Source organism: Vibrio sp. (assembly GCF_047973365.1).
Lineage (GTDB): Bacteria > Pseudomonadota > Gammaproteobacteria > Enterobacterales > Vibrionaceae > Vibrio.
Genome location: NZ_JBKEBW010000075.1, coordinates 14,286 through 36,635, shown reverse-complemented (window position 1 = coordinate 36,635; position 22,350 = coordinate 14,286). Strand labels below are relative to the sequence as shown.

General features: G+C 44.6%; 19 protein-coding genes. 9 read left to right on the top strand and 10 right to left on the bottom strand.

The features are described from left to right. Window positions 1-228 precede the first annotated feature (228 nt). The 5 genes from ACK5MF_RS09945 to ACK5MF_RS09925 all read right to left on the bottom strand — a co-directional run bounded on the left by ACK5MF_RS09945 (window position 229) and on the right by ACK5MF_RS09925 (window position 8,061). Complete coding sequence (locus ACK5MF_RS09945) at window positions 229-1,611, bottom strand: ATP-binding protein (protein ID WP_416921760.1); 1,383 nt, start codon at window positions 1,609-1,611, stop codon at window positions 229-231. 313 nt (window positions 1,612-1,924) lie between these two features. Further along, window positions 1,925-4,996 (bottom strand): error-prone DNA polymerase, encoded by a 3,072-nt coding sequence (locus ACK5MF_RS09940; RefSeq protein WP_416921758.1) that lies wholly within the window; start codon window positions 4,994-4,996, stop codon window positions 1,925-1,927. 60 nt (window positions 4,997-5,056) lie between these two features. Next, a complete protein-coding gene (locus ACK5MF_RS09935; RefSeq protein ID WP_416921756.1) occupies window positions 5,057-6,454 on the bottom strand; it encodes a Y-family DNA polymerase in 1,398 nt (465 codons plus the stop codon). 2 nt (window positions 6,455-6,456) lie between these two features. Beyond that, on the bottom strand, window positions 6,457-7,143 hold the full coding sequence (gene imuA / locus ACK5MF_RS09930; RefSeq protein WP_416921754.1) for a translesion DNA synthesis-associated protein ImuA: 687 nt from the start codon (window positions 7,141-7,143) through the stop codon (window positions 6,457-6,459). A gap of 174 nt (window positions 7,144-7,317) precedes the next feature. Further along, window positions 7,318-8,061: a YciK family oxidoreductase gene (locus tag ACK5MF_RS09925; RefSeq protein WP_416921752.1), complete on the bottom strand. Its 744-nt coding sequence runs from the start codon at window positions 8,059-8,061 to the stop codon at window positions 7,318-7,320. An 89-nt stretch (window positions 8,062-8,150) separates the two neighbouring features. Between ACK5MF_RS09925 and sohB the strand changes: the two genes are divergently transcribed. Beyond that, window positions 8,151-9,209, top strand: coding sequence for a protease SohB (gene sohB, locus ACK5MF_RS09920; RefSeq protein WP_416921750.1), 1,059 nt, complete (start codon window positions 8,151-8,153; stop codon window positions 9,207-9,209). A 41-nt stretch (window positions 9,210-9,250) separates the two neighbouring features. Here sohB and rrtA read toward each other — a convergent pair whose 3' ends face one another. Continuing rightward, window positions 9,251-9,796 carry a rhombosortase gene (gene rrtA / locus ACK5MF_RS09915; RefSeq protein ID WP_416921748.1) on the bottom strand — a complete coding sequence of 182 codons (546 nt, stop codon included), beginning with the start codon at window positions 9,794-9,796 and terminating at the stop codon, window positions 9,251-9,253. A gap of 2 nt (window positions 9,797-9,798) precedes the next feature. Here rrtA and ACK5MF_RS09910 point away from each other — a divergent pair, with 2 nt between their 5' ends. Then, window positions 9,799-10,401: a tRNA-uridine aminocarboxypropyltransferase gene (locus tag ACK5MF_RS09910; RefSeq protein ID WP_416921747.1), complete on the top strand. Its 603-nt coding sequence runs from the start codon at window positions 9,799-9,801 to the stop codon at window positions 10,399-10,401. Window positions 10,402-10,409: 8 nt separating this feature from the next. On the opposite strand, the gene ACK5MF_RS09905 is transcribed toward ACK5MF_RS09910, so the two are convergent. From ACK5MF_RS09905 to ACK5MF_RS09895, 3 genes are all read right to left on the bottom strand, one after another. Continuing rightward, entirely contained in the window at window positions 10,410-11,771 is a 1,362-nt protein-coding gene (locus ACK5MF_RS09905) for an anti-phage deoxyguanosine triphosphatase (RefSeq protein ID WP_416921745.1), read from the bottom strand. A gap of 69 nt (window positions 11,772-11,840) precedes the next feature. Beyond that, entirely contained in the window at window positions 11,841-12,425 is a 585-nt protein-coding gene (gene yfbR / locus ACK5MF_RS09900) for a 5'-deoxynucleotidase (protein WP_416921764.1), read from the bottom strand. A gap of 129 nt (window positions 12,426-12,554) precedes the next feature. Further along, window positions 12,555-13,769, bottom strand: a complete 1,215-nt coding sequence (locus tag ACK5MF_RS09895; RefSeq protein ID WP_416921743.1) for a pyridoxal phosphate-dependent aminotransferase — start codon at window positions 13,767-13,769, stop codon at window positions 12,555-12,557. A 216-nt stretch (window positions 13,770-13,985) separates the two neighbouring features. Here ACK5MF_RS09895 and ACK5MF_RS09890 point away from each other — a divergent pair, with 216 nt between their 5' ends. The 7 genes from ACK5MF_RS09890 to ACK5MF_RS09860 all read left to right on the top strand — a co-directional run bounded on the left by ACK5MF_RS09890 (window position 13,986) and on the right by ACK5MF_RS09860 (window position 21,427). Beyond that, window positions 13,986-15,293, top strand: a complete 1,308-nt coding sequence (locus tag ACK5MF_RS09890) for an isochorismate synthase (protein WP_416921741.1) — start codon at window positions 13,986-13,988, stop codon at window positions 15,291-15,293. Next, window positions 15,290-17,002, top strand: a complete 1,713-nt coding sequence (gene menD / locus ACK5MF_RS09885; protein ID WP_416921739.1) for a 2-succinyl-5-enolpyruvyl-6-hydroxy-3-cyclohexene-1-carboxylic-acid synthase — start codon at window positions 15,290-15,292, stop codon at window positions 17,000-17,002. Before ACK5MF_RS09890 ends, menD begins: the two co-directional genes overlap by 4 nt. Then, complete coding sequence (menH, locus tag ACK5MF_RS09880) at window positions 16,992-17,810, top strand: 2-succinyl-6-hydroxy-2,4-cyclohexadiene-1-carboxylate synthase (protein WP_416921737.1); 819 nt, start codon at window positions 16,992-16,994, stop codon at window positions 17,808-17,810. Before menD ends, menH begins: the two co-directional genes overlap by 11 nt. Further along, window positions 17,803-18,669 carry a 1,4-dihydroxy-2-naphthoyl-CoA synthase gene (gene menB, locus ACK5MF_RS09875; RefSeq protein ID WP_416921735.1) on the top strand — a complete coding sequence of 289 codons (867 nt, stop codon included), beginning with the start codon at window positions 17,803-17,805 and terminating at the stop codon, window positions 18,667-18,669. The genes menH and menB overlap by 8 nt, the downstream gene beginning before the upstream one ends. 26 nt (window positions 18,670-18,695) lie before the next feature. Next, window positions 18,696-19,691: an o-succinylbenzoate synthase gene (gene menC, locus ACK5MF_RS09870; RefSeq protein ID WP_416921733.1), complete on the top strand. Its 996-nt coding sequence runs from the start codon at window positions 18,696-18,698 to the stop codon at window positions 19,689-19,691. Then, on the top strand, window positions 19,688-21,130 hold the full coding sequence (menE, locus tag ACK5MF_RS09865; RefSeq protein WP_416921731.1) for an o-succinylbenzoate--CoA ligase: 1,443 nt from the start codon (window positions 19,688-19,690) through the stop codon (window positions 21,128-21,130). Before menC ends, menE begins: the two co-directional genes overlap by 4 nt. Before the next feature lie 132 nt (window positions 21,131-21,262). Further along, entirely contained in the window at window positions 21,263-21,427 is a 165-nt protein-coding gene (locus ACK5MF_RS09860) for a hypothetical protein (protein ID WP_416921729.1), read from the top strand. Here ACK5MF_RS09860 and ACK5MF_RS09855 read toward each other — a convergent pair. Next, on the bottom strand, window positions 21,410-22,336 hold the full coding sequence (locus ACK5MF_RS09855; RefSeq protein WP_416921727.1) for a YeiH family protein: 927 nt from the start codon (window positions 22,334-22,336) through the stop codon (window positions 21,410-21,412). The two genes, ACK5MF_RS09860 and ACK5MF_RS09855, sit on opposite strands and share 18 nt — an antisense overlap. Between the last annotated feature and the right edge of the window lie 14 nt (window positions 22,337-22,350).

Here is a 22,350-nt window from a genome sequence, read left to right as displayed (position 1 = left end):
GGTTGTAATCGATTCATCTCTAAGTTCCAGCCTGATTTGTTAGTGCAGGTCGCTCAGGAAAGGCTAAGAGAAGTATTATAATCATATAAGGCGCTGAATATCATAGGCTGATAGGGTATGAGGATCTGGAAAAATTTCAGATCCTTTTTAATACCTAAAATCGATAGCTTAAAACTTTAAATGCTGATATGAAGCTTTGTGACATCTCATCTGCTTTTACTTGCCTGATTACTCCGTTTCAATTGTTAAATATCTATCGATAAGATAGTGAGGAATGCTTAGTAAGCGACAAGTATATACTCGGCTTTCGTCTATATCGCCAGCTTTGTTTCTGGGTTCAATACTAATATCTTCAAATGCAACATTCTCGGAGTAGACTCTTACAGCCTGTGGGTACTTCTTAGACTCAAGCATTACTCTGAGTGATTTCATCTTTCCAGATTTGCCAGACTTACATTCAATAGGAATAATCATGCCATTTCTTTCAATTAGAAAATCAACTTCCGCTTTACCTGTTCGTGATGGATTTTCCCAGTGGTGCAGCGAAGCTGTTTTATATGGCAACGAGTTCGCCTGTATCGATTGAGCAATATACTGCTCTGCGATTTCTCCGTTGCAGTCAGCATTTATATCTTCAGATGAATAAACTTGAGATAATGGAACACCCATGAAGGTATAACATAAACCAATATCGAGCCCAAAAAGTTTATACGATTTTGGATTTACAGCTGTGGATAGTGGTGGTGTATTTTCACCAGAGTGAAGGCTCATACGTATTATCTTAGCATCACTCAAAACATCTATATGTTGCCTTACGACCTCAGCCCGAAACCCTTCTGCAATTTTGTTGTATGAAAGTGAATTACTCGGCTTGCCATAAACTGACCTCATCACTCGCTCTAGTAACTTAGGGTTGAACTTCACCCCTGCAAATTCCGAATATTTAGGCAGATCCTCAATGTAACCTCTCAATATGTCGGACTTAATTTGATCAATTCTTCTTGGACCTTCTTTATTAACAGCGGCTTGAACCACTTCTGGTAAACCTCCAGAAACGAGATACTCCTTAAACAATTTTGAATATACGGAGTGAAGAGATTCGGGAAGTGGTTCATCAAAGCCGATCTGCTGATACTTGTTGTACGCAACAGGATTTGCAGCCTCTAGGAATTCACTAAATGTCATCGGCTCAAGATATGCGTACTCAACTCGGCCAGTTGGTCCCTGCGCCCGTTCAGAGCGATAAATCTCCAACTCAAATAGGCTTCCTGCTGCAATAATCTTGTATTCGGGTGCTAACTCGTAGAAATAGCGAAGATATGGATATAAATCTACTGACTCCTGAGCTTCGTCGAAAAAGAAAATTACATTTTCAGGTAGTTCAGAGATGCCGCGTTCTAGCAAGATTAATTCAAGGATATCACGAGCCTTAGATCTATCCTTTAACATCGACTCAAAGCTATGGTCATCTTCTAGGTTTATCTCCACAAGTGTAAGACCAAGCTCTCTGGCGAGCATCCGTACGACAGTGGTTTTACCGACTTGACGAGCTCCTCGAAGAACTAACGGTTTTCGATTGATTCTATTAGCCCATTCGACCAAATGATTCATTATCATTCTTTTCACGTTACACTCACATTTCAATCTTTGAGTTGTTATGTATCTTTATGTTTTACAATAAAATATCTGATGGTTAATAAAAATAACAGATAAAATATTAGGGTGTTTTTACACTAATTGTGATTTTTTACTATGTTAAATTGCATGGTTGAATGACAAATTACTATCATAATATAGTGTTATAAATGGTTTTTTACTAGAGTACTTTGACTCAGTGCCTAGTTTGTTCCATATAAATTGGACACGTTGAGTTATTTCAGATGGCAGATTATTGTTATGGTGAGATTAGCTGACAATCACCTGTTCAATGAAAATCTCGGGAGCGGCTTTGGAGCTGTGTTAAATGTTCGGTGATATCCACGAGCTTTCCTGCGATGACATGCACCACATTATCTTCTTTCTCGACAATCCCTTTTACCATCAAAACCTTGGCACTGATATAAGCACTTTTCTGAGCTCTGGCTGTGGCTTGCCAAACTACGGTATTAATATTTCCAGTATCATCTTCTAAGGTGAAAAACGTAACGCCAGCCGCCGTGCCCGGAGCTTGACGTCCGGTAACAATTCCGGCGACGGTGACGAGCGACTTATGGGGAAGGTTGATAAGATCTTTTTGGCGCGTGAACTTTCCAAGTATTCCGGCTTTGTCTAATAAGGTTATCGGATGCTGGTTGAGGGACAATCCTAACGATGCATAATCTTCAATCAGATCTTCCATCGCAGAGGGTGGGGTTTGAATCCGATGTTCTTCTTCCTGATAGTCTTCAAACAGGGGGAGATCAGAAAGAGAGTCCATGATAGCCCAACGGGTGTCGTAGCGGTTATTGGTTAAACGATGCAAGGCATTGGCAGAGGCCAATGATTCCATATCTTTCTGGTTAATTCCTGCATTTTTTAGCTGGTTAACATGTTGAAACCCACAAGTAGGGCGAGCTCGCAGTAGTTGCTCGCTTCCTGAGTTGCTTAACCCTTTCACCAGTCGTAGTCCGAGTTGAATTGCATAACCTTGCTGGTGGCATACCACTTGATGCTCAATATTTGACTGATTCACACACACTGGTAAAACAATGATGCCATGGCGTTGAGCATCCTGAATGAGTTGTGATGGGCTATAAAATCCCATAGGTAAACTATTGAGTAACGAGGTATAAAATGCCTCTGGGTAGTAGTATTTTAGCCACGCAGAGCAATAAGCCAGAACTGCAAAGGATGCGGAATGACTCTCGGGAAAACCGTATTCACCAAAACCACAGATCTGCTCGTAGATACGTTCTGCAAATGCTTTCTCATAACCACGAGCCAGCATGCCCTCAATCAGTTTGGGTCTAAATTTATCCAACTCTCCGCTCTTTTTCCATGACGCCATCGCGCGGCGAAGCTGATCGGCTTCGCCGCCACTAAAGCCTGCTGCAACCATCGCAATTTTAATCACTTGTTCTTGAAAGATAGGAACACCCATTGTCCGTTCCAAAACCGCTTTCACCTCTTGAGATGGGTAAGTCGTCTCTTCAATGCCACTACGACGTTTAAGGAATGGGTGAACCATATCTCCCTGAATAGGACCGGGACGGACAATGGCAATTTGGATGACCAGATCATAATAAGTGCGAGGCTTTAAGCGCGGTAACATACTCATTTGGGCTCGAGATTCTATTTGAAACACGCCGACAGTATCTGCGCGTTGTATCATCCCATAGACGTTGTCGTCGTCTTTTAAACGTGTAATGTCGGCAATACTGAGTTTTCGTTGATGGTGATGCTCAATCATAGCGAAGCATTTGCGAATGGCGGTTAACATACCTAACGCCAATACATCGACTTTCATTAGCCCCAGGCTCTCCAAATCATCTTTATCCCACTGGATAATGGTCCGTTCAGGCATAGCCGCGTTTTCTACCGCGATAAGTTCGTATAATGGACCCGCGGAAATAACAAAACCGCCCACATGCTGTGAGAGATGGCGTGGAAATGACAGGAGCTCGTTGACTAATTCGATAAACAGTTGTCCTTTATGTGATTGTGGCTGCAATCCAAGTTCAATGATCTGAGCTTGCCAGCCAAGATTGCTGTCTCTGCGATTAATATTCTTAATAAAAAAATCGAGTTGGGCTTCGTGAATACCTAACGCTTTGCCTACGTCTCGAATAGCGCTTTTGAAACGATAAGTGATGACAGTCGCCGCTAATGCTGCTCGCTCTCTGCCGTATTTCTGATACAGATATTGAATGACTTCTTCACGCCTCTCGTGTTCAAAATCGACATCAATATCTGGCGGCTCTTGGCGCTCTTTACTAATAAAACGTTCAAATAGCACCGCCACCTGACGAGGATCTACGGCGGTAATTTCTAGGCAGTAACAGACTATCGAGTTTGCTGCCGAGCCTCGCCCCTGATAGAGAATACCTCTGCTTTTAGCGAACATGACGATGTCGTGAATAGTAAGAAAATAGAACGGATAGTTAAGTTCTTCAATCAGCGTAAGCTCTTTATCTATGGTGGTTTGAATGTCAGGAGGTATGCCTTCTGGAAAGCGAAATTGTTTGCCTTTTTCAACCAACAGACGCAGATGTTCCATCGGTTTCACTCCATTGGGGATTAATTCACTCGGATATTCGTATTGCAGATCACTCAGTTTGAAATGGCATTGCTGCGCAATTCGCACACTCTCTTCTAACCACTCATTTGGAAATATTTTGGCGAGCTTTGTTTTGCTACGCAAGGCTCGTTCAGTGTTGCAAATAAGATGAGCCTGAATGTTTTCGACACTCTGGTTATATTTGATAGCCGTTAGGACATGTTGCAGTGGCAAGCGTGTTGCCGTGTGCATTAACACACCACCACAAGCGGTGATGGGTAAACTTAATTGTCGAGCCAGTTCTTGACAGTGCGCAACATATTGATGGTCGTTAGCCCCTAGATGGCGTTGTACCGCTAGCCATAACCGATCTTGATGATATTGCTTGAGCCAGTTTCCCCAATAGGCATTTTTGTCTTCATCAGCAGGAAGCCAAAGAACAAAGCAATGTTTAGCAGACATCAAGTCCCATTCGGAAAGCTGATAGCTGCCTTTTTCACTGCGCCTTCGAGCATTGGTGATGATACGACATAGCTCTGCGTATGCTTGACGGTTTGGACACAGCAGCACTACTTGGCATTCTTGATTGAGCCAAAACATGCTACCAATGATCTGCTTGATTCCGAGCTTGCGTTCTTTAATCGCGGTATGGGCTCTTACTACGCCTGCAACCGAGCACTCATCGGTAATCGCCAGAGCCTGATAGCGCAGAAAATCCGCGTGCTGGATAAGCTCTTCAGCATGGGAAGCACCGGTAAGAAATGAAAAATTGCTCTGGCAAAATAGTTCAGCGTAAGCCATATCATTACTCTTATAACCATAGGATTTTAATAAAAAAGTGGCATTAAAAAAGCTGGAGTTTTAACTAAACTGACCATGCAAAAACCACTGTCTATCTTGGTTGCGAAATACCCATAACCATCGGCCTTGTTCGCTGTGAGCAATAAAGTAGTCACGGGTGATGGGGTGGTTATCCCACCATCCTGTGACTATTCTTTCAGGGCCGTGGATAAGCGAGACCATTTCACATAAAGGCTCTGGTGTTGGAAGCAGTAGACTAGGACGCAGTTCTGCTTTACGTAATATAGGCACGGTAGCTTCTGTAGCCGAGACGTATTGGCAGCGCTTTTCTGGACGTGGGTCATCACTGAGTCTAGGTTTATGGACTTGTGATTGCCCCAGCTTCGCCTGTAGCAGCGAGATCAGCTCAAGAGCGTTTGTCTGACCTTTTTCACCGTCAAAAATATCGCTCATGTTTGGATTCGTTTCACCAGCACGAATCACTTTTAGGGTCATCTCTAATACCGGTTGTGAGAGCTGTACTGATTCTAGAGTGAGCTGACAAAGCTTCGCCCATTTTGCACAAGCATATTCTCCCTGTGCTGAAGTAAAATGCAGACTATTTTTAATGTTATCTCGCTGAGTCAGTATCAGTTCAAGCTCAAAGGCAACCTGATTTCGCAGCGTTAAAAATTGCTCTAAGCGATTTAGCAGCCGTGACAAAGGCTTTTCAAGCCATTGCACATTCTCAATTTCATACAGCAATTCTAGGTGGCTACAAAAGGCTTCTGGTGGGTGATAGAAGTTCACAGGGTGCTTAAATTGTCCTAAGAGCAGGCCTACGTAGTTAACTAAATCGATATCAAACCGTCTTGCCAGATCTTGTATTGGTACGGCAAGGAGGGCCTTGATGTCTCGAATTCCGACTCTGGCAAGTTTTTCTACCTGCTTAAAATCCAGTTCTGTGGCACTGAGTGGGTAACCGTTAATGGCAGCAAGAATCTTGTCTTTATCATCAATGATGATATTTGAAGCGCTTTTTCCAAGCAAAATAGCCGAAAGTGGCGAAAAACCAGCACCATAGCAGTAACGTGTTTTACGTGAACCAAGATGAGCGCTCAATGTGTGCCAGTAGTTATCCAGACCCGAATACAGAGACAGCATGTTAGTGACTCTTAATAATATACCTTTTGGTGGCAACAACACTATGTCGGAGGTTACCAGATACAACCATTGTGCAATCTCTTCAATGGTTTGATTTTCAATATTTTCATCATAGGGATGAACTTGTAAATCACTGCACATAGATGCCGCACTGCCTAGCCCCATACCAACTCTTATGCCTTGTTTTAATGCACAAGTACTGGCTTGAACAACATGGTTATCACGACCTTCGATGATCACCAGAGGATATTCTTGTTCGGCGTATAAGGTATCCAGTTGTAGTGCTGGAAAATGAAGATAGATCCAAAGCGTCATCGTTAGCCCCGCAGACGTTGGGGGAAGGCGATAACTTGCGAAGATTGCTCTGAAGACGATGACGGTAGCACCAAATTTGGCCAGCGTTCATACATAGGTAACTTAAATGCGCTCAAAGGCCAGCCTCCTTTGCGTTTGGGTACGCTAATCTGCAGACCTTGTGGATGGGCTTGTAGCGATAAACTGAGTGATACAGGTAGTGAAAATACGCTTTCTTGTGGCGAACGGAAAAGAAATTGCAAACAACTACCCGTTTCACTGGCAACATTTAGGCGACGAATCTGATGGACTTCGAGTTTATCTTGCCAAAGCAATACTTGACTACATGCACCACTTTTTAAGCATTGTTCGGCAGCCCATAAGGCTTCCTTATGGTTTTTGGGCGTTAAAATCAACACGTGCTCAAGGTCTATACCTTCACACTTCAGACTTTCAGCCTGCACTATGCCCGGTGGATTAATAAATACCGTTAATCGCTTATCGTGTTGTTTCAGATAAGGATAGATAAGACGTAATTCACCAATACCTGACAGAGACTGAATTTCAACCACGCCATGAGGAGGAAAGCCTCCGGCAAGTTTGTCATCCAGTATCTTGAATCCGGTAGAATTGGTGTTCAGCTCATGTTTTGTCTCAGAGCCTTGCCATAGCCAGTGTTTGTTTTTGAGGTGTTCTATCAGTTCATACATAATAATTTACCTGTATATTTGTACAGTATATTTTGTTAATCAGAACATTCAAGAAAAAAGTAAGATTGAGAAACAACAAAGCCTCGCAAATTTAGCAAGGCTTTGAATCATTTGATGAAAGTTAAAAACTGTTTTTGAGGATAGTTAGTAACTATTTTTGAGGAGAGCTAATAACTATTTTTTCGGCTGAGCATCAATGCACTGACCATTGACAGCTTTGCCTTCTGGCGCCATCAAATACAGGTATAACGGCATAATGTCTTTTGGCGTCTTTAGCCGTTCGGCATCTTCTGCAGGGAAAGCTTTAGCTCGCATACCAGTACGAGTACCACCTGGGTTGATCGCATTGACGCGAATATTAGTATCACTGAGCTCGTCTGCGAGCACTTGCATCATGCCTTCCGTCGCAAATTTGGATATTGCATAAGTCCCCCAGAACGCGCGACCAGAATGGCCTACCGTTGAGCTGGTGAAAATGATGCGAGCATCTTCGGATTTGTGCAACAGAGGAAGAAGTGCTTGAGTCATCAGAAACTGAGCTTTGACGTTGACCTGCATTACATCGTCGTAAGAATCTTCGCCAATTTGATCAAATGGGCTTAGCACACCCAAAATGCCGGCGTTGTGTAATACACCATCCAAACGGCCGAACTGACCTTCAATGGTATCCACCATATCCAGATAGTTCTGTTTTGTTGCTCCTTTCATATCTAAAGGAACAATAGCAGGCTGAGCATAGCCTGCAGCTTCAATCTCATCGTAGGTTTGTTCTAATTTCTTCACCGTGCGCCCAAGCAAAATCACTGTCGCACCATGTGCCGCATAAGTGATAGCTGCTTGTTTACCAATGCCGTCACCAGCACCTGTAACTAAAATTACTTTATCTTTTAGGGCGTTTGCAGACACTGAATAATCCACGTTACGTATCCTTATTGTTATGATTTACTTTAAGTCATGATGACAAGGTGGTTACAATACACCAATTCGCATTGAAGAGGATGAGTACATTGGAATTTTTGTTGGACTATGGCTTATTTTTAGCCAAGATCGCGACCGTTGTGATTGCGATCGTTGTGTTGTTAGTCATTGTTAAATCCGTCGGCGGAAAAGGTGCGGCTAAAGGTGAGTTGGAAGTGACTGACTTAACTAAGCAGAACAGAGAAAACGCTGAACATTTAGAAGCGCACTTACACGATGAATCTTTTTTGAAAGCTCGCCATAAAGCAGAAGCGAAAAGCGAGAAAGAGAAACATAAACAACGCGAAAAAGCAGTTAAGAAAGCAGCAAAAGCGGGTGAGTTAAAAGAAGAACGTGAATCTCACCTATTTGTGTTGGATTTCCACGGCAGTATCGATGCCAAAGAAGTGTCTTCACTGCGCCAAGAAGTTACTGCGATTCTGGCTGTCGCACAGCAAGGTGACGAAGTATTACTGCGCCTTGAAACCGGTGGCGGTATGGTTCACGGTTATGGCTTGGCGTCTTCACAACTTGACCGCATTAAAGCTGCGGGCTTACCACTGACCATTGCGGTAGATAAAGTGGCAGCAAGCGGTGGCTACATGATGGCCTGTATTGCGGATAAAATTGTTTCAGCACCTTTTGCCATCGTCGGATCAATCGGTGTGGTTGCACAGCTACCAAATTTCAATAAGCTACTGAAAAAGCATGATATTGAATTTGAACAACTCACCGCTGGCGAATACAAACGGACATTGACTATGTTCGGTGAAAATACAGATAAGGCGCGTGAAAAATTCAAGCTAGAGCTGGAAGAAACGCATGTTTTGTTTAAAAATTTCATCCATCAACGCCGTCCTGAGTTAGATCTCGAAAAAGTCGCCACAGGGGAACACTGGTTTGGTACCCAAGCAAAAGAGTTAGGTTTGGTTGACGAAATCAAAACCTCAGATGACTTGATTGTTGAAGCGTGCAAAGAGAAGACAGTTCTGTCTATCCGCTACGTTCAGAAGAAAAAGCTGACTGATAAACTGGCTGGCGTCGCCGGTGAGGCTGCTGACAATGTGCTATTAAAACTGATCAGCCGAGGACAACGTCCAATCGTTTAAGTTGAGAAATCAACGGTTAAAAACCTGCTTCGGCAGGTTTTTTATTTCTCAGCAGTTTTTTTATACATGGTAGCACTTAGCAGTAGGCCAATGATTAACCCAGAGAGGTGTGCTTCTGTTGCCACCCGCGCACCAATCAATTCTGCTGTGCTGGTGGAGGCCCCGAATAACTGTTCACCAACGACTTTTAACATCACACCAATAACCAATAGCCAACTGCTCTTTCGTCCCTCTAATGCCTCTTTTAAAGCATAAAAAGCAAATAAACCATGCAGTGTTCCTGATAGACCGACATAACTACTCATATTAGTCAATAACAGGCTCAAGCCTATCCAAGTGCTGATAAGTAAAGTAAGCCGGGCAAAATAACGAGGTTTAGGGCGGAATAGGTAACCAATGGCCCACAAACCTAACAAATTCATCAGCAAATGAGCAAAGTTGGTATGCGTGAAGTTTCCTGTTACGATCCGCCACCATTGACCATTTGTTATAGCGTCAGCTTGCCATATCATAAAATGACTGACAGGCTCAAATTGTAGCCCAAAGCAAAGCGCTGTGACTAAAGATAAAAACAGGTAAGTATTCACAAATGTCTCGTTATTGTTCTCAGTGTGGTAAAGCTCATAAAGCGTGTATCTGCGGTAGCATCGTTGCGCTTGATTCGCAGATCGAGCTTATCATTCTTCAACATCCAACTGAAGAACACCGTCCGATGGGGACGGCACGAATTCTAAGTCTGTCACTGACAAACAGCCGTTTGTTGGTCGGAGAGGATTTTCGAGAGCATGAGGAACTAAATCAATTGCTAGCTGAAGCTGATGCTCAACACTTTGTTTTGTATCCGAATGATGTGTCTCGCTCTGTGCGCGAAATCACTTTATCAGAAGCGCAAAAAATACGAATCATTTTACTGGATGGAACATGGAAAAAAGCGTTCAAAATGTGGCAGTTGAATACACAATTACACTCATTACCGTGTTTACATTTGCCTGAAGGTTTAACGGGTAATTATCGCATTCGCAAAGCACCGAGTGAAAATTCATTGTCAACGGTAGAAGCCGGTTTTCATGCGCTTAATATCTTGCAGACAGAAAATGATTTTTCACCACTTTTGGCCGCATTTGAAGCTATGATCGACTACCAAATACAGCAAATGCCTGCTGGTGTATTTGAGCGCAACTATCGTTCTTAAGTGGCGTGCTAATAATGAGTGTGAGCAGAGAATAGCTGCTGATGTAGTCGCTGTGCATAGGCATCGGTCATCGCTGAAATGTAATCACAAATGACCCTCAACCCATCACCTGACGTTTGCTCTGCATAAAGCCATTTTTCTTTTGTTGCCGATGGCAGCAATCGCTCAGGGTCCGCAGCAAGGGCTTCAAATAGATCCATAATGATTTGCTGACCTTTGTACTCAAAACGCTGCACTTCTGGGATCTGGATGACATATTGACTGACAAAGTGTTTGAGGATTTCCAACACATTTGCCATATGAGGCTCTAGATAAGCATTGAGTGCCAACAGTTCACTATGGAAAGGTGCGTCTACGGGTTGAATACTGATACTGGTAAGTAACGCATTTACAATGCCACCAATCGCGTCTTTGCGTATATGGTGTTTGCCGGAAAACAGCATATCACTGAGCTTCGTCGTGTTTTCACCAAACCATGGGTCGCCGCAGGTTCCCAATTGAATGGCTGCTTGTTCCCACTGTTGACGTGTGACCATACCAAGTACAATCGCATCCTCTAAATCGTGAACCCCATAAGCAATATCATCGGCAAGTTCCATGATTGAACAATCGAGAGATTTGAAGCGAGTTTTCTGATGTTGATAAGGTGATTTTGCACTGTCGCGCATTTGACTGATTAATGCCCGGTCATGTGAGTCGAGAGGCTCTAATACCCAATCGAAGACAAAACTGTCGCAATTATAGATACCTTTAGCTGGCGACCAGTCTTTCGCTTTGAGTTGACGTTGATGAGGAACGGACTCGGGTAGCTTTTCGGCGCGGGTATCACTGAACAGTGCAGGGTATTTTAGTAGCCCGAGTAAGGTACGTCGCGAAAGGTTCATTCCGTGATGCTCGGTATAGGGTTCCAGACATGTCACAATACGAAACGTTTGAGCATTGCCTTCAAAGCCACCATGTTCTCGCATCATGTAGTTTAAGGCGACTTCGCCACCGTGCCCGTAAGGCGGGTGGCCAATATCATGCGCTAAGCAAAGGGAATCGATTAAGGTATCGCTGCCCAACAGTTCGCTAAACTCGGGTTGTTTTAGTTTGAGTTGAGCGACAATACCGGTACCAATCTGCGCCGCTTCTAACGAGTGGGTTAGACGAGTACGATGAAAGTCGTTGAGGCTGGTTCCGTGAACCTGAGTTTTGGCTTGCAGGCGGCGAAAAGCAGCAGAATGGAGTATGCGTGCTCTGTCTCGTTGGAAAGGGCTGCGGTGATCATTACGGCGAATTTTATGTTCGTCGTTTTTACGCTCTTGCCATTGCAAAGCAGATTGCTGGCAGTTTTCATTCTGACTTTCTTTTGGCTCTGATGCTTGCATTGCGAATTCCTACTATTTTTCTATAAGAACCGTTTCTATAAGAACCGTTTCTATAAAACTTACAGCGAGTTAACTGATTTCGTCTAGTGTTAATTCAAAGCTTGGCGCAAAGGTTTGCAGGAAATATTCCATCTCTTGCGAATAACGTTCTTTTAGCGTCACATCTAAGCGTTTTTTGGCCAGAGCGTACTCGTGATTACCTGCACTGAGCTCTTCCAGACACTTCAAATAAGCACAAATACAATCTGCTTGTTTAACAATGGCAGCATCGTCAGGATGAGATGCGTCTGAGAGCAAAAACGGAGCAAAATCTTCGTGAAATTCTTCCGGCAACATCGAGAGCAAACGTTTTTCTGCGGAGGCTTCTATCTTCTTGTATTCTTTCGCGATATCAGGGTTGTAGTACTTGATGGGTGTTGGTAAATCCCCCGTTAATACTTCGCTACTATCGTGATACATAGCAAGAATCGCAATGCGCTCAGGATTGAGATGACCGCCAAATTTTTTGTTTTTGATCACCGCTAACGCATGGGCAACGAAGGCCACTTGCAGACTGTGCTCTGAGATATTTTCTTTAGAAATTGAACGCATTAATGGCCAACGTTGAATCAGCTTCATACGAGCGAGGTGGGCAAAAAAATGACTCTCTAGCATAATCTCTTGCATAACATTCCAACTTGTTCAGCATAAAAAATGGGCTCTCTTCAGTTTACACAAAGAGAGCCCATTTCATACTCTTTACTTACGCGTATTGGACGCGTTTTGAGTATTCATTGTCACAGTTTACTGACTGTAAGTGCTGAGGAAGCGCTCAAAGCGACCGATGGCCGTTTCCAGATCTTCAACGTGTGGCAAGGTGACGATACGGAAGTGGTCTGGTTTTGGCCAGTTAAAGCCAGTACCTTGAACCAGCAATACTTTTTCCTGAACTAAGAAGTCAAACACCATTTTTTGGTCATCGGTGATGTTGTACATCTTAGTGTCGATTTTCGGGAACAAGTACATGGCTCCTTTGGGTTTCACGCAAGAAACCCCAGGGATCTGGTTGATCATTTCCCATGCTTTATCACGCTGCTCTAACAGACGACCACCAGGCAGGATCAGCTCGTTAATGCTTTGATAACCGCCCAGTGCCGTTTGGATAGCATGCTGCATTGGTACGTTGGCACATAAGCGCATTGACGACAGTATTTCCAAGCCGGCGATGTAACCTTTCGCATAGTGTTTTGGCCCTGTTAAAAACATCCAACCACTACGGAAACCACAAACACGGTAAGCTTTAGACAGACCGTTAAATGTTACAACCAATACATCTTCAGTCAGCGTTGCAACAGAAGTATGCGTTGCACCGTCATAAAGAACTTTGTCGTAAATTTCATCAGCGAAAATAATCAATTTGTGCTGACGAGCAATCTCAATGACTTCTAATAGGAAATCACGGCTATACACTGCACCTGTTGGGTTATTCGGGTTAATGAGAACGATACCGCGAGTTTTCGGCGTGATTTTCTTTTTGATGTCATCCAGATCTGGATACCAATCTGATTCTTCATCACACATGTAATGTACAGCATTACCGCCAGAAAGGGACACCGCCGCCGTCCATAGAGGGTAATCAGGCGCAGGCACTAACATCTCGTCACCGTTGTTCAGCAAGGCTTGCATTGCCATAACGATCAACTCAGATACGCCGTTACCTAAATACACATCTTCTACGTCTAGGCTGCGAATACCTTTTTTCTGGTAGTGCTGAACAACCGCTTTACGAGCTGAATAAATACCTTTTGAGTCACAGTAACCTTGTGAAGTCGGCATATTACGGATCACGTCAACCAGGATTTCGTCTGGGGCGTCGAAGCCAAATGGGGCTGGGTTACCGATATTTAGCTTCAGTATTTTATGCCCCTCATCCTCCATGCGCTTAGCATGTTTGAGTACAGGACCCCTAATGTCGTAGCAGACATTATCGAGTTTTGACGACATCCCGATATTTTGCATTTTTTTATTCCTGAAAATGGTTGAATTCCTTTGTTAAACTAACTCAAATAGAAATTTTTTAGAATAAAAATCTGTAAAAAGTCTGCTTTATGGTTAGTGTGTTGAACGTCTTTTTGGTTGAGGTGTTGCAAAAGATAGAGCATAACCTTGATTTAAATAGGTTCTCTCAATAGAGTAACCAGAGGTATACCAAATCTCCTTAACTACGAGGTTGTTTTGTCTAAATTTTATCAAGCCGTTGCTCAGTTAATTGAGCAAGTAACTAACGCGAGAGATAACGATGTCCGTTTTGTGCAAAAACTGGCAGAAAAACCACCATTCGCGTTTATAGATTGGCTTGAAGCCCAACCTATTTTCCCTAAATTTTATTGGCAATCGCGCGATACGCGTGACGAAGTGGTCGCGCTCGGTCAGTTATACACTTTTTCCGAGCCAGAGCCAGCTTATGCCATTCTGGGTGATGGTCAACGAGTATGGGGCGGGCGTTCTTTCGATGGCCGTACTGAAAAAAAACGCTACTGCATGGCTTCGCTTTTCTTCTTACCTCAAGTTGAGTTGATCCGTTTTGATGATCAGTGGTCTTTGGCTGCAAACGTAAACCATGAAAAACATCGAACGCTGGCGACATTAAACAAATTGTTGATGGATGTGGCACCGATTCGCTCACTGCAAAGTGAGATCGTGCATGTTACGCACACACCTGATGAAAATGGTTGGTGCCATCTGGTTGAAAAAGTATTGACCGGTATTGAGCAACAAGAATTCAAAAAAGTAGTTCTGGCACGTAAAACCAGTTTACACTTAGACAGTGATTTAAGTGCCGCACAGCTTTTAAAAGCAAGCTACGCGCAAAATCATCACAGCTTTCACTTTTTGCTGTCTATCGATACTAAGCACAGCTTTATGGGTTCAACGCCTGAACGTTTGTATTATCGTCAAGGCAATGAACTACAAACTGAAGCTCTGGCAGGGACCATTGGTCGTGGTCAAAATGCCATTCAAGACTTAGAGCTGGCAAATTGGCTGACCAACGATAGTAAAAATCTGAATGAAAACCAGTTGGTCGTTGATGACATTGTTGAGCGTTTGCAGCCTCATTCTCACCAAGTCTTTGTCGAACAAGAAGCAAAATTGGTTCGCCTGCGCAAGGTGCAACATTTAAAACGCTCTATTCGAGCTGAGCTGAAACAAGGTATTAACGGTATTCAACTGTTGAGTGCATTACAACCTACGGCAGCTGTTGCTGGGTTACCGCGTAAAGAGGCGTTAGATTTTATTACTCACAACGAACCCTTTGCTCGTGGGTGGTATGCAGGTTCTATGGGCTATTTCAGCCACCAAAAAGCGGAGTTTTGTGTCGCTATTCGCAGTGCGTTGGTATTGGAAAAAGAAGTACAGCTTTTTGCTGGAGCGGGTATCGTTCCCGGTTCAGTCGCCGAACATGAGTGGCAAGAATTGGATAAAAAAATGTCGACTTTGTTGAGTTTAATCTCGGATAACCTTCCTTTGGGAGTGGCTTCATGAGCCAAGATCAAGCTGTCTTTAATCGAATTTGGTGCAAGGTCATTGTAGAAGAACTGACTCGCTTTGGCGTGACAGAGGTTTGTGTCGCGCCCGGTTCGCGTTCTACGCCTTTAACGCTCGAAGCTGATTTAAACACCAAGTTAAACCTTCATACTCACTATGATGAACGTGGGTTGGGTTTTCTTGCTCTAGGGCTAGCCAAAGCCAGCGATAAACCTGTTGCGGTGATTGTGACCTCAGGTACAGCAGTCGCCAACTTACTTCCAGCCGTTGCTGAAGCCAAGTTAACTGGCGAAAAGTTGATTGTGCTGACGGCGGACCGCCCCGTTGAATTAGTCGCTTGTGGAGCCAACCAAGCGATTGTACAAAATGATATTTTTTCTTCACATGTGACCAAAGCTGTTTATCTGCCAAGCCCTGATGAGCGTTTATCTCTTAACTGGTTGCTAACCACGGTCGATGATGCGTGCCATTTGCAGCAGCAGTTAGGCAGTGCGATTCACATTAACTGTCCATTTCCTGAACCACTGTATTCCGACGGTGAAATTGCCCAATATCAAGATTATCTGCAGCCTATCAATGGCTGGTTACAATCACAGTCGCTATACAGTCCTCGTTACTTTGCTGCTGCTTCTCTATCACAAGTAGATCAAGAAATATTGACCAACAAAGGCGTTGTTATCGTAGGCTCCGTGAGCTTAAAAGAGGCATTGGCGGCAAAGAAATTTGCGCACAAGTTGGGTTGGCCTTTGCTGTGTGATCCACAATCAGGCATCAATAGCTCGTGGGTACATTTTGATTTGTGGCTGCAAAATGACGCGGCGAAAGAGCTGATGAACCAATGTGAGCAAATCATTCAGTTTGGCTCTCGCATCGTTTCTAAACGGTTAAATCAGTGGCTCAAAGAGCAAGTAAGCCAGCGAGGTTGCCAGTACGGTTATGTGTCGCCAAGTGCAGACAGGAATAATGCTGCGCACCTTCCTCAACGGCATTGGGTCTCTGATATATCCGCTTGGGTAGATTCAGTGTTAGAACAATGGACGGCTCTGACGCCCGTTCAATCGGGTTGGGGGGATTCGCTTACATCCTATTCGGCTGGCATTTCACAACTGGCAAAATTGCATTTGTCGCAACAGAACTTGACGGAAATAGCGCTTGCGCTCGAATTGGGTCATGTCGAAAAAGATGCCGCTCTGTTTTTGGGCAATAGCTTAATTGTGCGACTGGTCGATATGTTCAGTGCGATTGATCAGCACGAAGTGTACTCGAATCGCGGTGCGTCTGGCATTGATGGTCTGGTGGCAACTGCCGCGGGCGTTCATCGCGCGATTGATAAACCGATGCTGATGATCTTGGGTGATACATCACTGCTCTACGATCTCAATTCGCTAGCCTTGGTTCGTACCAGCAAACATCCACTGGTTATTGTGGTCTGCAACAACGGTGGCGGTGCGATTTTTGATCTGCTGCCTGTGCCTGCTGAGAAACGAGAAACGCTTTATCAAATGCCTCACGGTATGAACTTTAAAGCGGCTGCGGAGCAGTTTGGTTTACTCTATGCGCAACCGGAAACTCTGCCCGCGTATCAGTCTGCGGTACAAGAACATTTGCAATCTGGAGAAGGATGTTTAGTGGTGGAAGTTATTACTCCGCCGCAACAAGCTTCTGAGCAAATCAAACAACTGACCGCGCAAATCCATGCTTTATAACTATTCCAAACAGACCATCAACAAAGGCGAGCCTGTGCTAGTCTTTTTGCATGGTTTGCTTGGCAGTGGCGAAGATTGGCAACCGACACTGGAACATCTTCCCAACAGCAATTGGATCACCATAGACCTTCCCGGGCATGGTGAAAGCTATAATCAGGGTTGCGATGATGTTGCACACTGCTGCAAACAGATTTCTCACACAATACTTTCTCTATTAGCACCGAAAACACCGATAATTTTGATTGGATACTCATTGGGTGGACGTATCGCAATGCTTGGAACTGTACTCAAACAGTTTTCTAATCTCAATCTGGTTGGTTTGATTATCGAGGGTGGCAATTTTGGTTTGCAGAATGAGCAAGAGAAAAAAGAGCGCTGGCAAAATGATAGCGCTTGGGCAAAGCGTTTTAAAACTGAACCAATTGAGCAGGTATTGAGCGATTGGTATCAGCAAGCGGTATTTAGTTCACTAAATGATGAGCAAAGACAAACACTGATCACCAAGCGCAGTGCTAACCTTGGGGAATACATAGCAAAGATGCTGTTATCGACCTCGTTAGCTCATCAACCATATTTACTTCCTGCATTGCAGCGCCTTGCACTGCCAGTGCATTATGTGTGCGGGGCAAACGATCAAAAATTTCGCCAACTCGCGGAGCAAAGCGGGTTAACTTACAGTCAGATCGCAAGAGCAGGGCATAATGTTCATCAGGAGCAGCCTGCCGCTTTTGCCAAGACTATTCAGCGATTCATAGGCTCACTCCACAAAGAAGTGAGCGATAACGATATTGGGAATCACCATGGCTAAAACAGTAGGCATTTCAGAAGAAGAACTTTACGCACCAGTGGTGTGGCACGATTGCAGCGGCAGTTTTGAAGATATCCATTACCATAAATCAGATGATGGTATTGCTAAAATCACCATCGCACGTCCTCAGGTGCGTAATGCATTCCGTCCTCAAACGGTAAAAGAGATGATTAATGCATTGGCAGATGCTCGCTACGATGAGGGGGTAGGTGTCATCATTTTAACGGGGCTGGGTGAAGGCGCGTTCTGCTCTGGTGGCGACCAGAAAATTCGCGGCGATTACGGCGGCTACAAAGATGACACAGGTACTCACCACTTAAACGTATTGGATTTCCAACGCCAAATCCGTACCTGTCCGAAGCCTGTCATTGCATCTGTTGCGGGTTGGGCGGTTGGTGGTGGTCATGTACTACACATGATGTGTGATTTAACCATCGCTGCGGAAAATGCACAATTTGGTCAAACAGGACCAAAAGTGGGCTCTTTCGATGGCGGTTGGGGCGCATCGTACATGGCACGCATTGTTGGCCAGAAAAAAGCACGCGAGATTTGGTTCTTATGTCGTTTCTACGATGCGCAAGAAGCATTGGATATGGGGTTGGTAAACACCGTTGTTCCATTGGCTGATCTTGAAAAAGAGACGGTTCGTTGGTGTCGTGAAGTACTGCAACACAGCCCAATGGCGCTTCGCTGTCTAAAAGCCGCATTGAACGCAGATTGTGACGGTCAGGCGGGTCTTCAAGAGCTGGCCGGTAACGCAACCATGCTGTTCTACATGACAGACGAAGGGCAAGAAGGGCGTAACGCATTTAACGAAAAACGTCGTCCTGACTTCAATAAGTTCCCTCGTAACCCATAATCTCAAAGAACAAAATTAGGTTTTATATGCGCAGTGCAAAACTGTACCGCTATGCATTACCCATGGATAGCGGAGTGATTCTTCGTCAGGAGAAACTGACTGTACGCGAAGGTTTTGTGGTTGAACTTCGTGAAGATGGAAAAGTAGGGCTTGGGGAAATTGCCCCGCTGAAAGGATTTAGCGTTGAAACAGCCGATGAAGCTGGGGTGCTGGCAAAGGAACAGCTTGCACTTTGGCTGCAAGGACAAGCGCTTAATTATGATGAGTTGTTTCCATCGGTTGCCTTTGGTATTTCCATGGCAGAGTTGGAATTGGCTGGCGGATTATCTTTGGAAGGTGAGTACAATGCGGCGCCTCTGTGTACTGGTGATCCAGATGATCTGATTCCGACGCTGAACACTATGCCGGGCAGAAAAGTGGCGAAAATCAAAGTCGGTTTGTACGAGCCGATTCGAGATGGCATGTTGGTCAATCTATTTTTAGAGTCGATGCCAGATCTCTATCTTCGTTTGGACGCCAACCGTGCGTGGACGAAAGAAAAAGCCGCCAAATTTGCGCAATATGTCGCGCCTTCGCGACGCAGCCGAATTGCTTATCTCGAAGAGCCTTGCGCTTCTCCGAGTGAAAGTTTGGCTTTTGCGATTGATACCGGCATTGCTATCGCGTGGGATGAAACATTACAACATGCTGTTCGCAGTGCAGATTTCAAGCTCGAACAAATGGTTGGGGCAAAAGCGATTATTATTAAACCCACACTTGTGGGTTCAGTTGAACGCTGTAACGCTCTGATTGAGAAAGCCAAGGCATTAAACATTCAAGCCGTGATTAGCTCAAGCATTGAATCGAGCTTGGGTTTGACCCAACTGGCGCGTTTGTCTAAATGGTGGCTACCCGATGAAATTCCAGGGTTAGATACTGTCGGTTTGTATAAATCGCAACTTGTTACCTCATGGCCTGAATGTGACATTCCAGTGGCAAACCTCGAAGACCAAGAGTTGATCTGGTCATCGGAGTCGCTATGACATCTTGGTCTCAGACCCCTTGGCATCGCCATCAACAGTGTCATCCAGATAGGGTGGCACTGCATTTTTGCAATACTCAGGGTGAGGAGCAAACCTTCACTTGGCAGCAACTGTGCTGTCACATAGATCAATACCAAGCTGCTTTGTTGCTGTATGGCATGAAAGCCGGAGATGTATTGACGCTTGTCGGTAAAAACCATATTCAAATGCTGCTGTGGGTTTTAGCCGCTCAGCAAGCGGGGATTGTGTGTGCTTTTGCTATGCCTCAGTCAGCTTCTCAGTTGACGGACAAGTTAAATACTCTTTATGCACCATCACAAACTGCGTATGTCTGGTTAGCGGAAAGTGACCAATGTTTGGCGGACGATTTTAAAGATATCGGACGAAAGATTCAGTTTATCGACCCTATTTCCAGCGATGACCAACATCACCCTTGGCAACGTCAGCTTCAGTATCGAAACGACAATCTCGCCAGTATTATCTTTACCTCTGGTTCTACGGGCAACCCTAAGGCAGTGGTCCATAACCATGAGCAGCATTTTGCTTCGGCGCAAGGGTTACTCGATGCGTTTTGTTTTCAAGCCGGTGATACTTGGCTGCTAAGCCTACCTATGTTCCATGTGTCTGGTTTAGCCATCATTTATCGCTGGCTGTACTCTGGCGCTTGCTTGAAAATCGGTAGCGGTAATGTCGCGATTGATATCCAAGGGGTTACCCATGCATCACTTGTTGCTACCCAACTAAAACGTCTTCTTGACAGTAAGCAGCGACTTACTCTTAGTCATGTATTACTTGGCGGTAGCCATATTCCTCATGAATTGGGGCTACAAGCCGCAAAGTTAGGTATTGAAACCTGGCTCGGATACGGCATGACGGAAGCGGCTTCCACAGTGACCGCCAAACGAGTTGATGCCACGGCAACAACGGGTAAAGTTTTGGCGCAAAGACGAGTCAAGCTTGATGGGGAGCGTATCTACATCGGTGGTAACACCTTAGCGCAAGGTTATTATTATCAAGGCGTGGTGACTCCTATTGTTGATGACCAAGGTTGGTATGACAGTAAAGATTTAGGCCGATGGCTTGAAGACGAACTGCTGATTATTGGACGAGCAGATAATCTATTTACCTCTGGTGGAGAGAATGTCCACTGTGAGGAAATTGAAGCGATATTGAATCAGCAGCCAGAGGTTCAACTTGCGATGGTTGTGCCTGTCAAAGATGACGAGTTTGGCGCTCGCCCAGTGGCGGTCATCCGCAGTGGTAGAGCATTTTTAAAATCGGATGGTGATGCTTATTTGCAAGGCAAACTTGAAAAATTTAAATGGCCAATCGCTTATTTCCCGATGCCTGATGAGCTTACCGAGAGCGGGATTAAAGTCTCGCGCAAAGCTGTGAAAGATTGGTTGGCAGATCATCAACATCAATTCATCCCATATTAAAACTAGAGTCTGAATTAAAAGCTGCGGTTATGAGTTAGTCCAAAACAGAATTTCGCTTCTTATAACTCATGAGCATAATAGTCTGAGGTTTTTTGTTATTTCAGACTATATCATCTGTGTTCAGGGGCTTCTATGTTCAAAGGACTTTTAGTCATCACTATCGCATTGCAACTGCTGATTGCACTTACGCAAACGGGCTGGATACGTTCGGTCGCCGAGCTGAGCGCATTTTTGCTGGTGGTGTTACTGAGCTTCTCAATCAAACCAGCGTCATTCACACTAACTAGTGAAAACTAGCCAACTCAAAGACGATACTGATATCGTAATCCATAGCATTACACCAAACAGCAGTGGTTTAGGTCCTGACGCTTTTAATCGAGCAGGAGAGATGCTGCAACCAATCAGAAACAGACATACCACCAGAGCTTGCTTAGCGACTGAAAATACGCCTTGGTAAATTTGTTGCCATTGAGGAAAGGCGTCGCTAAAACCAATGGCTAAACAGTAGAAAACAATAAAGTAAGGTATGGTCAGTTTTCTTGACTGACTCTTAAACATCCAGGCACTGAATAACGCGACAGGCACAATCCACAGCGCTCGTGCCAGTTTTAACGTGGTTGCGGTCTTTAACGCTTCTTCTCCATAGGCGGAGGCCGCACCTACCACTGATGATGTGTCATGAATAGCAATTGCTGCCCATGTGCCAAAGGTATGTTGGTCAAGTGCCAACGCATGACCAATGATGGGGAAAATAAACAAGGCAACAGAGTTCAGTACGAATACCGTACCCAAAGCCAGACCGGTTTGCTCATCATCGGCATTGATTGCAGGAGCGACCGCGGCTATTGCACTACCACCACAAATTGCCGTCCCTGACGCTATCAAATGTCCGGTTTTTTGTTCTAATCCAATCGCTTTGGCAACAACGCTTCCAATAATGAGCGTGCCACAAATGGTTGCCAGAATAAGGCCGATGCCATCACCGGTGACAGCTAATGCTTTTTGCAGTGGGATACCGAAACCGAGTCCCACAATCGAATAAGCCAGCAGTTTTTTGGTGAGTTTAGCGATAGGAATATGTGCCGGAACCCAACCCAAGGATGCCACCAAAAAACCCATGACTAATGCACTCGGAGAGGTAATCCAAGGAGAAAGGCATAGTGTACCACCGAGCCAAAATGGCAGGTGTATAGGTTTGATGATCATAGTAAAGACCTTAA